Consider the following 15,149-nt stretch of genomic DNA (forward strand, 5'->3'; position numbering starts at 1 on the left):
CCGGGAATTCCGCCGCGCCTCCCCCGCACCAAGGTAGCCGGGCAGCGATTGCCGCGCCCGGAGGCCGAACAGTTATAATGCGCGGCTGTTCGCACCGATATAGGATGTTTGGCAATGAGTGTTGGAGCCTGGGAGCCGGAAAAACCTACACAGCAAGACAGCGCCGGCGACGAGATCAACCGGGCGCAGCTGCAGCGCTTTATGGTCGCCGCGCAGTCGCCATCCCCGCTGCCCGATGCGCTGCAGCCGGAGGACCGGCAGGCCGCAAAGCTGATGCGCCTGCCGGCGCAGCGCTGGCTGGACGAGAGTGAAAACTGGACCAGCGAACAACTCTGGCAGCTGATCCAGTTCTTCACACTGGCGGAAATGCAACTGCCCGGCTGGGACGCGGGGGCGGAGTCGCCGGTAATCCCGCTGGCAAAAGCGCTGCGCCGGCGCAAGTCACCGCTCAGCCGCGAGCAGCTGTTATGGATCCGGCAGAACTCGAACAACCGCTACCTGCCCTATGGACCGCTTTGATCTAGGGAACCTCTGAATAATTCCGCGATACCTCTGGCTTGCAGAGCGGTTCACAATCAAGGCGCGGCTTCGCAGGAATGTCTAGACCTTTCAAGAAGCCGCAACGCAGAGTGTGAATCGCTCTGCAAGCCCCGCAGGGCGGGGCCTGAAGGCTGCAGAGGCATTGCGGAATTATTCAGAGGTTCCCTAGAAGCTGTTTCATAACTACTGCACGGGCGCCTGGCGGCGTCCGGCGCCCGCCGCGACCCCATCCGCGCGAGCAGCGCCCGCTCCTCTTCCAAAATCCTCCGATAGCGGCGGTGCGCCGGCCGCGGTCAGTCTTGCAGGCGGGACAACTGTCCGCGCAACAGATCGACCGAGCCCGGCGTGCGATAGTTGTCCGGCAGGTGCCGCCAGACCACATAGCCCTCGCCATCCAGCAGCCACTGGCTGGGGCGCAGAGCCGCAGGCGCGCGCGACAGTATCAGGGGCGTCCCGCCGCCCGCAACGAAGGAGCGGTTCGCGGCATCCTCCGCAGCCAGCTGAAGGAAACATCCCGACAAAGGCTCCCCGCCGTGCACCGGCCAACGCGACAGAGGCTCAGTGCCAAACAGCAGCAGTCCAATCTCGCGCTTGCGCAGCTCCGGCAACAGCGCCTGCAACTGCGCGAACAGCGCGCGGCTGTCCGCGCAAAAGCTGCCGCGCAGAAAGACGAGCAACAGCCCCGCGAAACCGCCCCGCCGTGCATGCTCGGCCGCACTCCAGTTTTTCCCATCGGCCGTCACCAGCGCCGGAAAGGGGCTGTCGACTGCCGGCACTTTCGGGTGGCGCAGCGCACTGAGGTGAAAAAGGTAAATCAGGAAGACAAACAGGTTGTAGATTGCCAGGTAGAGCGGCGGCCCCTTGTCGCTGTCGCTGAGCAGTGCAACTGCCAACCCTGTCAGGACTGCCGCAAATGCGGGCGACTCGCGCAGATCGCCGCGATATTTCCGCGGCCAGAGATAGCGCAACAGCATCCAAACCGGCAGCGCCCAGGCATTCAGACAAAGCCCCAGCCAGGCGATTTCGGCGCTGTGTAAATACTGAAAAAACGCCCAAAAACCGCAGCCCCAAAGCCAAACGAACGCAATAGCGGTAAAAAAAGCCTTAAATTTATTCATAACAGGGTAAAAATGCCCTTAAAATACTTGCATTCCAGCATATAAATAAGCTGCAATTAGCAGCGGTGAATTCTGGGGCCTCTCTAGCAATTGTTTTCCGCAAGCAATCTTCGCCGCAGGAGCCGATGTAAGTGCGGCGAAGGCGGGAGCAATTGGTAGAGAAGCCCCTTCATCTACAACAATACTACATACAGGGATATTTTATGGCTGCAAGTAAGAAAGTGGCGACGGCTAACCCCGTTGCAAAACTCGAAGCGGAACTGAAATCGCTGAAAACCAAGCTGGTACAAGCCCGCGACAAGCAGGAAAAAGACGCGGGCAAGGCCGCGGAAAAGCTGGCGAAGGACGCCGCCAAGGCGGCTGCCAAGGCCAAGGCCGCTGCTGCCAAGGTAAAAACCGTTCGCGCCAAGAAGAAAACCCCCGCCCAGCAGAAGCAGCTTAAAGCGGCCCAGACCGCAGCCGCTGCGGCCAAGAAAGCCGCTGACAGCGTCAAGGCCGCCGCCGCCGAGGCCAAGGCTCAACTGGCCGCCATCAAGGCGGAAAACAAGCTCGCAGCCAAGATTGCCAAGGCCGTAGCCAAGGAAGAAGCGGCCATCGCCAAGAAACTGGCCGCCGCTGCGAAGAAGAAAGCCGCCGCCGAGGCCAAGAAGGCCGCCGCCGCCGCGAAGAAGAAGGCTGCAGCGGAGAAGAAGAAAGCCGCTGCCGCTGCGAAGAAGAAGGCCGCTGCAGAGAAGAAGAAAGCCGCTGCCGCCAAGAAAAAGGCCGCCGCCGCCGCGAAGAAGGCCAAGGCTGCTGCGAAGAAAAAGCCCGGTCGCCCGAAGAAGGCCGCTACCAAGACCGCCGCAAAGAAAGGCCCCGGCCGCCCGAAGAAAGCAGCCACCAAGGCCGCCGCAAAGAAAGGCCCCGGCCGCCCGAAAAAAGCCGCTACCGCGAAGAAGGGCCCGGGCCGCCCGAAGAAGGCCGCTACCGCGAAGCGCGGCCCCGGCCGCCCGCCGAAGGCCAAGTAACCCGGCTTTCCCCCACAAGAACAAACCCCGGCAGTTGCCGGGGTTTGTTCTTTATGGGGTTTTCAACTCCTGTTCAGGCGCAGCCGCTCAATCCGGTGGTCCCGCCCCAGCTCGAAAACACAGTCCGCGCGCGCGGGCATCTCCGCGAGCAGATTGCGGGTAATCCGCTCGTAGTGCTGCACGAAGCGCTGCAGCTCGTCATCACTCATGCCGCCACCACTGCGCGCTCTCAATTTCTGCTCCTGCAGGCGCCGCCACTGCAGCACACTGGCCATATCCGGGACTTTCAGCATCAACAGCAGGTCCAGTTGCGCAAACAGCCTGTGGTAGGGGCCGGCCAGCTGTGCGTTGATGTAGCTGCGCCAGACACCCTGCGGGTCCTCCCGCTGCTCGAGTTCGTTGATGGGGTCGGCGGCGTTTTCCCAGGGCCCGGCACCGACGCACCAGCCCTCGAACAACAGTATATCCACCGGGCCGCGCTGGCGCGGCCAGCTGGCGCGCGGCGCGCGGTCGTCGGTGGATTTGTCGAACCGGGGGATGGCGATTTCGCTGCGCGGATCCCCGCCGCGCAGCGCGTCGATAGTATCCAGCCCCAGCTGCACATCGTGCGTGCCCGGCACGCCGCGGGTTTGAAAAAGTGGATGCACCCGCTGCGCGAGCCGTTGGCGCTCCGCTCTGGTGAGATAGAGATCATCGAGGGAGAAGGCGGCACTGCGCAGCCCCATCGCGTCCCAGGCCAGGCGCAGAAACGCGGTCAGGGTGGACTTACCGGATCCCTGGCCGCCGCAGATGCCGACAACCAGAGTGCGACCGCACTGGCGCTTGCGCGCCAGCCAGCATGCCAGCGGCAGATAATACTGCTGGATCAGCTGCGCAAAATCGTCGGGCAGCTGCTGCTCGCGGATAAACCTGTCTATCTGCGGGCGCAACTGCCCGAGTAGCTCCGCGGCCCCCTCGAGCGCCTCTTTCGGCCAGTGCGCACCCATCGCTCAGCCTTCCCCCCACTGATTGCCGCGGATCCGCGGTGGCAGCAGGCTTTGCACCAGTTCGCGCAGCCGCGTCGGCAGCACCAGCATTACCGGCGTGACGATCAGGGTCAGCAGAGTGGAGAAGGTAAGGCCATAGACGATGGCGCTGGCCAGCTTGACCCAGAAGGAGGCGATCACGCCTGCCACTACCACGTTGCGCCCCACCATATCCACACTCACCCCCAGCGCCAACGGCAGCAGGCCGAGAATGGTGGTGGCGGTGGTCAGGAACACCGGCCGCAGGCGCTGCGCCGAGGCCTTGACCGCGGCCGCCGCCGGCGACAGTTCCGGCTCGCTGTTGCGCACATAATTGTAGGTGTCGATCAGCACGATATTGTTGTTCACCACAATACCCGCCAGCGCGACAATACCGACGCCGGTCATGATCACGCTGAAAGTACTCTGCGTCAGCAGCAGGCCGAGCATGACGCCGAGGGTCGACATCACCACCGACGACAGGATCAACAGCGACTGGTAGAAGCTGTTGAACTGGGTCACCAGCAAAATAAACATCAAGAACAGCGACAGCAGGAAGGCTACGCCGAGGAAGGTCAGGGATTCGCTCTGTTCCTCGTCGGCGCCGCGGAACAGCAGCTCCACACCGTCTGCCACCGGATTGCGCTCCAGCCAGGCGCGTATTTCGCGTACCTTGTCGTCCGGCAATACGCCCTCCTGCGCGTCCGCCTTGACCTGCATGCGCGTGATGCCGTCGATGCGCTCTATCTTGTCCACCTTCGGCCTGGCCTCGGTGCGCACGAAGCTGCTGATCGGCACGGCGCCGCGGGCGGTGTTGACTTTCAGCTGGTCCAGCGAGGCGATACCGCGCTCGCTGGCCGGGTAGCGGATGCGGATATCCACTTCCTCGTCGCTGTCGTCCGGGCGGTACTCCGCCATGCGCACGCCGTTGGTGACCAGCTGCACCGCGCGCCCGACCTCGGTAAGGTCGGCGCCGTACAGGGCGGCCTTGGCCCTGTCCACCTTCACCTCCCACTGGATGCCGGGCAGCGGCGCGGTATTGACGATATCGCGCAGCCCCTCGAATTCCGTCTCCAGCGCGCGATGCAGACGCCAGGTTTCCGCCAGTAGCATGTCGTAGTCCCGCGCGCGCAACTCCAGCACTATATCCTTGCCCACCGGAGGGCCGCCCTCGAATACATTGGCGGTCACCTTGATACCGGGGAAATCCGCCGTGCGCGCGCGGATATCGGCAAAGATCTCGCGGCTGCGCCGCTCGCGTTCCTCCGCCGGCAGCAGCTCCACCAGCATATTCGCAATCTGGTCCGGCGCCCGGTCGCTGTTGCCGGAAAGGCCGCCGGAACCGATTGCGGTGTAAGCCACGCGCACTTCCGGCACCGCCAGTACGGCCCGCTCCACCTGCGCCACCAGGGCTTTCTTTTCCTCCACCGAGAGGTTGCCCTGCGCGCGGATCTCGACATTGCCGTACTGCTCTTCGGTGTCGGTAAAAAACTCCACGCCGGCGCCGAAGCGCCCGAAGGCGACAAAAATCCCGATCAGCACCAACAGGGTGGTGGCGAAGGCGCTCAGCGGGCGGCGCACCACCTTTTCGAGCGTGCGCGCGTAAATACCGGTGATGCCGGCGAGGCCGGTCGGGCGCCCCACTTCCAGTTGTTTCAGGTACTGCCGGGTAGCGGCATCCAGGTTGCTCTTGCCGAACAGGGATCCGAGCACCGGCGCGAAGAAGAGCGCGTAGAGCAGAGAACCGGCGAGCACCGCAAAGACGGTCACCGGCAGGTAGCGCATAAACTCGCCCACCACGCCGGGCCAGAACATGATCGGCAGGAAGGCCGCCAGGGTGGTGCCGGTGGAGGCCACCACCGGCCAGAACATACGCCGGACCGACAGCACATAAGCCACCCGCGCGGACATGCCCTCGGCCATCTTGCGGTCGGCGTATTCGGTGATGACGATGGAGCCGTCGATCAGCATACCCAGCGCCAGCAGCATGCCGAACATCACCATAAAGTTGAACGAGTAGCCGAGGTACCAGGTAATGATGGCGCCGAACAGCAGCGAGAAGGGAATGCCGAATCCGACCAGCATGCCGGAACGGAAGCCCAGCGCCGCGACCACGATGATCATGACCAGCAACATCGCAGTGAGGATATTGCCCTGCATCTCGCTGACCATGTCGCGGGCGAACTGGGACTGGTCGAACACGAAATCCACCTCGACGCCGCGCGGCAGGTACTGCAACTCCTCGCGCACCACCGCGCGCACCGCATCCGCCACCTCGACCGAACTGGCTTCGCTGCGCTTTTCCACGTTGATGGCCAGACCGGGGCGGCCGTTGACGCTGGTGTAACTGGACGCGTCCTTGAAGGTGCGACGGATATCGGTCACATCTCCCAGAGTTACCACGCCGTCGCTGGAACTCTTCAGCGGTATCTCGTAGACATCCTGCGCCGTCTCGATCAGCCCCGGCACCACAACCGAGAAGCGCCCGCGCTCGGTCTGCAGCTCTCCGGCGGGGATCAGCAGGTTGTTGCCCAGCACCGCGTTGATCAGCTGGCCGCTGGTGATCTGGTAGTGCTCCAGGCGCACCGGGTCTATGGTCGCCTCCACCACTTCCTCGCGGTTGCCGCGCAGGTCGGCGGAGAGCACCGCGCCGATATTTTCGATCTTGCGCTTCAGGTGCTGCGCACTGGCGAGCAGCACCCGCTCGCTGACCTGTTCCCCGGCGAGGGTGACGACAATGGACGGAAACGGCTGCGCCGACGCCTCTTCGACCACCGGTTCCTCGGCATCCCGCGGCAGCTCCGCCTTGGCCCTGTCCACCGCGTTGCGCACCTCCTCCACGGCCCGATCCACATCCATGGCCGAATCGAATTCGATCACCAGATAGACCAGCGACTCGCGCGCGGTGGAGATGACCTCCTCGACCCCCTCGATGGCGCGCACCTCCTGCTCCAGCGGGCGCACCAGCAGGCGCACACCGTCTTCCGGGGAAATTCCCTCGTGGGCCACCTGCACTATCACGAACGGCGGATTGACCTCGGGGTTGGTCTCCACCGTCATGCCCGCGCGCGCCGCCAGGCCCAGCAGCACCACCAGCAGCATCAGGCTGAGGGTGCTGCGGTATCTGTCTATGGCGCTGTCCAGTAATCTCATCGCGGGTCACCCCCGCTCGGCAGCGGCTGCTTTTCCGCGACCGGCAGTATCCCGGTGGCGCTCTGGCCTGGTGCGGGCAGGTCGCCCTCCACCGGTTCCAGCTCCACCTGTACGATTTCGCCGCGAGTCACATATTCCTGACCCACCGTGATCAGGGTTACCCGCTGCGGCAGGCCGCTTACCCAGACACCGGCGTCGCCGTCGCCGACCAGTTGCACGTTGACGAAGTGCACCCGGTTCTCCTCGTCGAGAATGCGCACGCCCAGTGCGCCCGCGTCGTCCAGCGTCAGCAGCGAGGGATTGATCCGATGCGCCATCACCTCCCCGGTCGGCAGTGCCAGGCGGCCGCTCAGGCCGGCGCGCAGGGCTCCGGACGGGTTGTCCACCGCGACTTTCACCCGGTAGGCCCGGGTCACGTCGTGCGCCTGCTGGCTGATATAGCGCAGCCGCCCCTGCACCTGCGGCCCCTGATGCAGCTGAGCGCTGGCCGGGCCGCCGGCGACCAGACCGCCCACCTGGGATTCGGAAACCTCGCCCACGATCAGAATCGGATCCAGATCCAGCAGCGTCGCGCACTCTTCGCCGCGGCGAATGAAATCCCCCAATTCCACCGCGCGGCTGTTGACCACGCCGTCAAAGGGCGCGCGAATTTTCAGTTTCTGCACCTCGACCTGGGCGCGCTTGTAGTCCGCGCGCGCATTCGCCAGCGCCACCTGCTGCTGCGCCATGGCGGTCTCCGACTGCAGCCCCTTCTTCGCCAGGCGCTGGGCGCCGGCGTAGTCCAGCTCCGCCTTGCGCAGCGCCGCCTCGGCGCGGGCCAGCCGCTCGGGGCGGTCCTCGGGGTCTATCTCACAGATCACCTCGCCCTTTTTAACCGCGCGCCCCTCGGCCACCGGCAGGCCGACCACGGCACCGTCCAGCTCGGCGCGCAGGCGCACGCTGCGATTGGCCTCGGTGCGGCCGTTGACCAGTACCCGGGTGGCGTAGGGCTGCGCCGAGATGCGCCGCGCCAGAACCCGCAGGGATTCACCGGCCGCTTGAGACTGTGCCGCTGCCCCCGGCCCGGCCTGGTCGGATGCCGCCGGTAGCAGCCAGCCGCTCAACAACCACAGCAGTGCCAACAGGGCGACAAATGCGGCCACACGGTAATTGCGCTGCCGCCAGATGGAAGCCAAAAAATTCATACCCGAACACCTGTACGGAGAGGACTGGATCGATGGATTGCGAACTGCCGCCGGACCTTCGTATTGCGACAGAGGACAGATTGTAGCCGCAGTACAATTTTCGCGCAGTGGCGATTTAAACCGGAATGTGAAATTCGCAAGCGAAGAAAGCCCAAAACATGGCAGGCGCCCGCGGGAGGAGAGTGACTATATGAACGGCGCAGCGAGCGGGCCGCAGTTGAAAAAGTCTTTTGCGGAGCCCGTCCGGTGCGGAAGCGCCGCTCAGGAGAGCATCGACTCGAGGAAGCGGGACATATCCGATTCATCGTCCATCAGTTCCCCGCTGCCAAACTCGGCGTTCCAGTCCAGCAGAATGCGCGCCAGCGCGCGGGCCTGATCCGCCAGGGCCAGCAGCTCCTCGCGGCAGTTCTTGGGCCCGGTGTAGAGCTTGAGCTTGCGGTGGCTGTCGGCCAACTGGTGGCCGGGGTACTTGGACCGGTAGACCTCCAGCTTCCAGCGCAGCGAGTGCACCATATTGCGGTAGAACACCAGTTTGGTGGGTAGCTGCAGCAGGGAGAAATCCTCGAGGTCGCCGAACAGGGTGCAGTCCAGGCCCAGCACCTGGGTATCGCGGCTGAAGGGCGCGGCCACGATGGTCGCACTGCGCGGTTCGGCGAGCAGCATGGACAGGTCGCCAAACATCTCGCCGGGGCGGATCACCGCCAGCGGGCGTTCGGCGGCAGCGGCATCGCTCTCCTCAGCGCCATCGACGTGTACATGCAGTTCCCCGCGCAACAGGAAGTAGACCCACTGATCCACATCCCCGGCACGAAGCAGCCGCTCCCCTGCCTGCAGACCCACCAGGCGCGAGCGCTTCAATAAGACGTCGTACTGCCACTCGCTGGCGGCACGAATGTCACGAAAAAGATGAATGACATTTAGCAGGCGATCCACGGCATCCCGCGGATAGTCGCTGAGCGGCTTGATATCCATGTGTTGTAAAAATTAGTGAAATTTATTTTGCCCCGGGCGGAACCGCTGCCGAAACAATTTTTAATTGAGGGTAATTAAACAATACCGGCCTACCGCATTCTATCGGCAGAGTGACCACCATCTCCACCAAGAATCTTCGAAATTGGAAAAACGAGACATTCTACCCATTTCAGGGTTGAACTCCATTGCAGTTGCAGTAGAGTTAGGCACAGCTCAGGTTAACTTGTCCGATAGTGCCAGGCAGGCAGTGCACATTTTAACCTGGCCGGCGCGCCTCGGGGGAGGGGGTGCCAAATAGCCTATCCGCCGGATTCTTCCCGTCCGGAAATAACGACACCGCAAAAAATGAAACCGATAAAGATCGTCACTGCACTTTTGGTGTTTGCGACAGCGCTATCTGCAAAAGCCGCACCGCTGCTGAACGGACTCGCGCTGGAGCAGCAATTCAATAAAGATCGCTATATCGCCGCGGTCTACTCCGAAACCCTGGCCAACAGCGCCAATGTACTGCTGGACAACAATAATCCGCGCCGCCTGGAAGTGCGCATCGTCGCCGACGGCCTGTCCGCGCGCCGCTTCCGCAACCAGTGGATGGAAGGTATCGCCATCAACAACCCCGCCGATACCCTCACTAACCAGGCCGAGAACATGGTGACCTTCGCCAACCTGTTCAAAGGCCGCTTCGCCAAGGGCGACCGCCTGACCATCGACTACGCCGCCGATACGGGCAGTACCCGCGTGAGCCTGAACGGCGTGCCCCTGGCTGAGATCGAGGACCGCGACTTCTTCAATACCCTGCTGCGCGCCTGGATAGGCCCGGTGCCGCCTTCGAGCGACTTCCGCGACGGCCTGCTGGCCGCCGGCCAGGTGCCCGCCGGCCTGCTGGGCAGCTATGAAATGCTGGAGCCGAGCAGCGAGCGCATCGCCGAACTGACCGCGCAGGCTGCCCAGACCGAAGAGGAGTCCGCGGAAGAACAGCAGGTAGCCGCCGCCGAGCCGGCCGCCGCCAAGCCCACCGCGGCCAAGCCGAAACTGGCCGCCGAGATTCCGCCGCCTTCCCTCGCCTCCATCGCCAAACCCGACCTCAAGGCCAAGGCGCCGGCGGCCCAATCCCAGCCGGCCCAACCCCAGCCGGCCAAGCCACAGCCCAGCAAGCCGCAACCGGTCAAAGTCGCCGCCGCCAAGCCCGCCCCGCAGCAGGAGATGGAGGAAGAAGAGGAAGACGAGGCACCGCTGACCGCGGATCTGATCCTCGCGCGGCAGATCTACCACTCCATGCTGCTGCGCCACACCTTCAAGAGCATCCGCTACCCGAAGCGCGCCCAGGAGCGCGGCCAGGAGGGCAGCGTGCGCCTGAACGTGACCATCGACGCACAGGGCCGCGTCAAGAACGTGGAAACACTGCAGGAATCCCGCTACGCCACCCTCAACCGCGAGGCCCGCGAAGCGGTCGATCGCGCCAGCCCCTACCCCGCGGCACCGCCGCAGCTGGCCAAAGACAGCTACCAGTTCTCGGTGCCCATCACCTTCCGCCTGCCGGACTGAGCCCCAGGAAAGCCCCGCCCCGCGGGGCTTTCGCTTTTCTGCCCCGCCTTTTATCGCTGCCAGTCCCCGTCTGGCCGCAGTCCGCTTGCCCGCCGGTGCGGCCACCACTTACTATCGTTGCGGAAACATCTGCCCGACAGAGAACAACTATGAACCGATTACTGCTATCTCTCGCCATCGCCGGCATTGTCGCCGGCTGCTCCAAATCCGAAGCGCCGCAAACCGCCCAGAGCGCCACAGACAGCACCGCCAACGCCGCGGTGCAACAGGTCGAACTGGGTTCCGGTATCGACCTCGACGCCATGGATACCAGCGTACGCCCGCAGGATGACTTCTTCGCCTATGTGAACGGCTCCTGGCTGAAGAACACCGAGATCCCCGCGGACAAGTCCCGCTGGGGCGGTTTCAGCATACTGCGCGACAAGAGCACCGAGCAGGTCAAGGCGCTGATCATGGAAGCAGGCGAGAATGCCAGCAGCCCCGAGGCCCGACAGATCGGCGACCTGTACAACAGCTTCATGAACGAAGAGCTGATCGAGAAAAAGGGCCTGGCCGCCCTCGCAGATGAGCTCGCCAAGGTCGACGCCATCGAATCGCGCAAGGATCTCACCGACTACTTCGCCTACGCCGACACCGCCGGCTACGACGCCCCCTTCGGAGCCTTCATCTACCAGGACATGAAGGATGTGGAGAACTACATCGCCTTCATGTGGCAGGCGGGCCTCGGCCTCCCGGACCGCGACTACTACTTCGACGACTCCGAAAAGGGGCAGAAGCTGCAGCGGGCCTACAATGAGTACCTGGTAAAAGTCCAGCAGATCGCCGGCCTCGCGGACGCCGCGGCCTTTGCCGACAAAATCTACGCACTGGAAAAGCGCCTGGCCGAACACCACCGCACCCGTGTCGACAACCGCGATCCGGACAAATACTTCAACAAGAAATCCGTCGCCGAGCTGGCGGAACTGATGCCGGCGGTGGACTGGGACAGCTACCTCTCCAAGGCCATGCTGGACAAGGCGGAAAATGTCGTGGTCGGCCAGCCGGAATACCTGCAGGCCGCCAACGGCATCATCGAAGAAACCGATATGGATACCTGGCGCCGCTACCTGAAAGTCAAGGTGCTCACCGCCATGGCCCCCTATATGCACAGCGAGCTGGCCCAGGCCCACTTCGACTTTTACAGCACCGCGGTGCGCGGCGTCGAACAGATGGAACCGCGCTGGAAACGCGCCGTGCAGCTCGTCAACGGCTCCGTCGGCGAACTGGTGGGCAAGCGCTATGTGGAAAAGCACTTCCCCCCGGAAGCCAAGGCGCGCATGGTGGAGCTGGTGGACAACCTGAAGGCCGCCTACCGCGACTCCATCGAATCCCTCGAGTGGATGGGCGAGGAAACCAAGAAGCAGGCGCTGGACAAGCTGGCCAACTTCACCACCAAGATCGGCTACCCCGACAAGTGGCGCGACTACAGCGGCCTCAAAGTCAGCGCCGATGACCTGGTGGGCAATGTGCTGGCGGCCACCCTGTTCGAAACCAGCTACGAGCGCGGCAAGCTCGGCAAACCGCTCGACCGGGGCGAGTGGGGCATGTCGCCGCAGACGGTCAACGCCTACTACAACCCGGCCATGAACGAAATCGTCTTCCCGGCGGCCATACTGCAGCCCCCCTTCTTCAATATGCAGGCGGACGACGCGGTCAACTACGGCGCCATCGGCGGCGTGATCGGCCACGAGATCGGCCACGGTTTCGACGATAAGGGCAGCAAGTTTGACGGCCACGGCTACCTGAACAACTGGTGGACCGACTCCGACCGCAACAACTTCGAGAAGCTCACCGGCAAGCTGGTGGCCCAGTACAACAGCTACGAGCCCATCGACGGTGAGCACATCAACGGCGAGCTCACCCTGGGCGAGAATATCGGCGACCTGTCCGGTCTCGGCATCGCCTACAAGGCCTACAAGATGTCCCTGAACGGCGAGGAGGCGCCGGTGATCGACGGCTTCACCGGCGACCAGCGCCTGTTTATGGGCTGGGCCCAGGTGTGGCGCAGCAAGATCCGCGAAGAGGCCCTCAGCGAGCGCCTGAAAACCGACCCCCACTCGCCGGCCGAGTACCGCGTGAAAGGCGTACTGCCGAACATCTCCGCCTTCTACACCGCCTTCGATGTCAAGGAGGGTGACGGCATGTACCTGCCGGAAGAGGAGCGTGTCGTTATCTGGTAGTCCGGAAGCCCCGCGTAGGCGCCGCGAATACCTAGCGCGGCCGCAACGAACCCTGTGTTCGCCCACGCGGGCCGAAAGCCCGCCCCTCCAAGCCCCGCACCGCGGGGCTTTTCTATGCCCGCAACATTTCGCGTACCATAGGCAAAAATCGACAAAAGAGACGACGCCCATGGCCCACAAAAACCAGTTCCAACTACTGGCCAGCCGCCGCTTTCTGCCGTTTTTCCTGACCCAGTTTCTCGGCGCCTTCAACGACAATGTGTTCAAGAGCGCGCTGATGGTGATGATCGCCTTCCGCCTCGCCGCGGATCAGGCCAATGCGCTGAACAACCTGGCCGCAGGCCTGTTTATCCTGCCCTTCTTCCTGTTCTCCGCCACCGCCGGCCAGCTCGCCGACAAGTACGACAAGAGCCTGCTGATCCGGCGCATCAAACTGGCGGAAATCGGTATCAGCCTGATCGGCGTCTTCGCGCTGATCAGCGGCAGCAACGCACTTTGCCTGGCGGTGCTCTTCCTGCTCGGCGTACAGTCCGCCTTCTTCGGCCCGATCAAGTACGCGATACTGCCCCAACACCTGCGCAGATCGGAACTGGTGGGCGGCAACGCCCTCGTCGAGATGGCCACCTTCGTCGCCATCCTCGGCGGTACCATCGTCGGCACCATCCTCTCCGGTGCCAGCGATACCGCTGGAAACAGCCAGTGGATCGGCGGCCTGATAATCGCCGTCGCCCTGGCCGGCTACCTGGCCTGCCGCGCGATACCCGACGCACCGGCGCCGGCGCCGGAGTTGAAAATAGACCTGAACCCCATCAGCCAGACGGCGCGTATGCTGCGCGAAACCGCCAAGACACCGGCGATCTTCTACTCCATCGTCGGCATCTCCTGGTTCTGGCTGCTCGGCGCCGCCTACCTGACCCAGATCCCCAGTTTCGGCAAGAACGTACTCGGCGGGGACGAACCCCTGGTGGCCCTGCTGCTGTGCAGCTTTACTGTCGGCGTCGCCATCGGCTCGCTCGCCTGCGAACGCCTGTCCGGCGGTCGCATCGAGCTGGGGCTGGTGCCGCTCGGCGCCGCCGGCCTGACTTACGGCGGCATCGCCCTATCGGTGATCGGCGGCAGCCTGACGCCACTCGGCGAAGTATCCCTGGCCGCCTTCTGGGCCAGCCCCGGCGCCAAGGCATTTCTGTTCCATCTTGCCCTGATCGGCATATTTGGCGGCCTCTATATAGTGCCCCTCTACGCGATGATCCAGGAGCGCACCGCAAAAGCCCTGCGCGCGCGGGTCATCGCCGTCACCAACATCATGAACTCGCTGTTTATGGTGGTTTCCGCACTGCTCGGCATCGTCTTCCTGAGCCTGCTCGACTTCAGCATTCCGCAGTTCTTTATGGTGGTCGCGCTGATGAATGCCGCGGTGGCCGTGTTCGTATTCACCAAGGTGCCGGAATTCGCCATGCGCCTGCTGATCTGGCTGCTCTCCCACACCATGTACCGGGTCAAGCACGAGGGCCTGGAGCAGATACCGGCCGAGGGGCCGGCGATCATCGCCTGCAACCATGTCAGCTACGTGGACGCCCTGCTGCTGGCCGGCGCCGTGCGCCGCCCGATCCGCTTTATCATGTACAAGCCGATCTACGAGATACCGGTGCTGCACTTTATCTTCAAGACCGGCCGCGCCATTCCCATCTGCTCCAAACAGAAGGACCCGCAGGGCTACGAAAAGGCATTCGAGGAGATCGAACAGGCCCTGAAAGACGGCGACCTGCTGTGCATCTTCCCGGAGGGCCAGCTGACCAAGGACGGAGAGATGCAGCCCTTCAAGGCCGGCATCGAGAAAATCCTGCAGAAAACCCCGGTGCCGGTGATCCCGATGGCCCTGCGCGGCCTCTGGGGCAGCTTCTTCAGCCACAAGGACGGCCACGCGTTTACCACGCTACCGAAACGCTTCTGGTCGAGGGTCAGCGTCGTGGCCGGCAAGCCCCTGGATGCGGCCGCTGCCAGGGCCGAGCATCTCTACGAGCAGGTGCTGGGGTTGCGGGGGGAGCAGCGGTAACCGCCCTCGCCGCAGGGCGGGCGCCTACAGGTGGCGCTCACCTGCCTTTTACGCCCTTTTCGATCCGAGCGCCGATATCCCTGTCGATATTGCGCCAGTATTCGAAGGCGCGCTTGAGAATCTCCTCGGATACCCCGGCCTTCAGATGGCCCACCACATTGGACACCAGCCGCTCCCGCGCCGCGTCGTCCATCACTCCCCGCACCAGGGTGCCCGCCTGTACGAAGTCGTCGTCTTCCCGGTGTAACCGCTCATTCTACGACGTTATTGCCCCATCCATAGACCTCTGATCGCAGTGGATTGCTGGCAAACTTGTCCTTCCATAGCCGCGGCGTCAGATCCGCAACCTCTCTG

The 15,149-nt window shown here is 63.6% G+C and carries 10 protein-coding genes and 1 pseudogene; 5 read left to right on the forward strand and 6 right to left on the reverse strand.

Annotated features, from left to right (window positions below; translation table 11 throughout):
- Nucleotides 1–114: 114 nt before the first annotated feature.
- Entirely contained in the window at nt 115–519 is a 405-nt protein-coding gene (locus ACXAF3_RS14220; RefSeq protein ID WP_475112977.1) for a hypothetical protein, read from the forward strand.
- Nucleotides 520–833: 314 nt separating this feature from the next.
- Here the strand turns inward: ACXAF3_RS14220 and ACXAF3_RS14225 are convergent, their stop codons facing one another.
- The gene (locus ACXAF3_RS14225; protein WP_475112978.1) at nt 834–1,514 is read right to left on the reverse strand and encodes a hypothetical protein; all 681 of its coding nucleotides are present in this window, start codon (nt 1,512–1,514) and stop codon (nt 834–836) included.
- Nucleotides 1,515–1,861: 347 nt separating this feature from the next.
- On the opposite strand from ACXAF3_RS14225, the gene ACXAF3_RS14230 reads away from it, so the two are divergent.
- Entirely contained in the window at nt 1,862–2,665 is an 804-nt protein-coding gene (locus ACXAF3_RS14230) for a hypothetical protein (RefSeq protein ID WP_475112979.1), read from the forward strand.
- A 62-nt stretch (nt 2,666–2,727) separates the two neighbouring features.
- Here ACXAF3_RS14230 and ACXAF3_RS14235 read toward each other — a convergent pair whose 3' ends face one another.
- The 4 genes from ACXAF3_RS14235 to ACXAF3_RS14250 form a co-directional block, all read right to left on the reverse strand.
- Nucleotides 2,728–3,651, reverse strand: a complete 924-nt coding sequence (locus tag ACXAF3_RS14235; protein WP_475112980.1) for a phosphoribulokinase — start codon at nt 3,649–3,651, stop codon at nt 2,728–2,730.
- A gap of 3 nt (nt 3,652–3,654) precedes the next feature.
- Nucleotides 3,655–6,822, reverse strand: coding sequence for an efflux RND transporter permease subunit (locus ACXAF3_RS14240; RefSeq protein ID WP_475112981.1), 3,168 nt, complete (start codon nt 6,820–6,822; stop codon nt 3,655–3,657).
- Nucleotides 6,819–8,006 (reverse strand): efflux RND transporter periplasmic adaptor subunit, encoded by a 1,188-nt coding sequence (locus tag ACXAF3_RS14245; RefSeq protein ID WP_475112982.1) that lies wholly within the window; start codon nt 8,004–8,006, stop codon nt 6,819–6,821. Before ACXAF3_RS14245 ends, ACXAF3_RS14240 begins: the two co-directional genes overlap by 4 nt.
- A 261-nt stretch (nt 8,007–8,267) precedes the next feature.
- Nucleotides 8,268–8,978, reverse strand: coding sequence for a cyclic nucleotide-binding domain-containing protein (locus ACXAF3_RS14250; RefSeq protein WP_475112983.1), 711 nt, complete (start codon nt 8,976–8,978; stop codon nt 8,268–8,270).
- Between the two features lie 345 nt (nt 8,979–9,323).
- On the opposite strand from ACXAF3_RS14250, the gene ACXAF3_RS14255 reads away from it, so the two are divergent.
- The 3 genes from ACXAF3_RS14255 (at nt 9,324) to ACXAF3_RS14265 (ending at nt 14,795) form a co-directional block, all read left to right on the forward strand.
- Complete coding sequence (locus tag ACXAF3_RS14255; protein WP_475112984.1) at nt 9,324–10,523, forward strand: TonB family protein; 1,200 nt, start codon at nt 9,324–9,326, stop codon at nt 10,521–10,523.
- Between the two features lie 149 nt (nt 10,524–10,672).
- Nucleotides 10,673–12,742, forward strand: a complete 2,070-nt coding sequence (locus tag ACXAF3_RS14260; protein ID WP_475112985.1) for a M13 family metallopeptidase — start codon at nt 10,673–10,675, stop codon at nt 12,740–12,742.
- Nucleotides 12,743–12,911: 169 nt separating this feature from the next.
- Entirely contained in the window at nt 12,912–14,795 is a 1,884-nt protein-coding gene (locus tag ACXAF3_RS14265) for an MFS transporter (protein WP_475112986.1), read from the forward strand.
- A gap of 37 nt (nt 14,796–14,832) precedes the next feature.
- On the opposite strand, the pseudogene ACXAF3_RS14270 reads toward ACXAF3_RS14265, so the two are convergent.
- Nucleotides 14,833–15,024: pseudogene (locus tag ACXAF3_RS14270) on the reverse strand (catalase-related domain-containing protein); the annotation flags it as partial.
- Between the last annotated feature and the right edge of the window lie 125 nt (nt 15,025–15,149).

This window comes from Microbulbifer sp. ABF4_143 (genome assembly GCF_056160225.1).

What these genes read in the sequence shown, in the direction of transcription:
- ACXAF3_RS14220 (WP_475112977.1), top strand. Translation starts at nt 115, where the DNA reads ATGAGTGTTGGAGCCTGGGAGCCGGAAAAACCTACACAGCAAGACAGC.
- ACXAF3_RS14225 (WP_475112978.1), bottom strand. Translation starts at nt 1,514, where the DNA reads ATGCTGTTGCGCTATCTCTGGCCGCGGAAATATCGCGGCGATCTGCGC.
- ACXAF3_RS14230 (WP_475112979.1), top strand. Translation starts at nt 1,862, where the DNA reads ATGGCTGCAAGTAAGAAAGTGGCGACGGCTAACCCCGTTGCAAAACTC.
- ACXAF3_RS14235 (WP_475112980.1), bottom strand. Translation starts at nt 3,651, where the DNA reads ATGGGTGCGCACTGGCCGAAAGAGGCGCTCGAGGGGGCCGCGGAGCTA.
- ACXAF3_RS14240 (WP_475112981.1), bottom strand. Translation starts at nt 6,822, where the DNA reads ATGAGATTACTGGACAGCGCCATAGACAGATACCGCAGCACCCTCAGC.
- ACXAF3_RS14245 (WP_475112982.1), bottom strand. Translation starts at nt 8,006, where the DNA reads ATGAATTTTTTGGCTTCCATCTGGCGGCAGCGCAATTACCGTGTGGCC.
- ACXAF3_RS14250 (WP_475112983.1), bottom strand. Translation starts at nt 8,978, where the DNA reads ATGGATATCAAGCCGCTCAGCGACTATCCGCGGGATGCCGTGGATCGC.
- ACXAF3_RS14255 (WP_475112984.1), top strand. Translation starts at nt 9,324, where the DNA reads ATGAAACCGATAAAGATCGTCACTGCACTTTTGGTGTTTGCGACAGCG.
- ACXAF3_RS14260 (WP_475112985.1), top strand. Translation starts at nt 10,673, where the DNA reads ATGAACCGATTACTGCTATCTCTCGCCATCGCCGGCATTGTCGCCGGC.
- ACXAF3_RS14265 (WP_475112986.1), top strand. Translation starts at nt 12,912, where the DNA reads ATGGCCCACAAAAACCAGTTCCAACTACTGGCCAGCCGCCGCTTTCTG.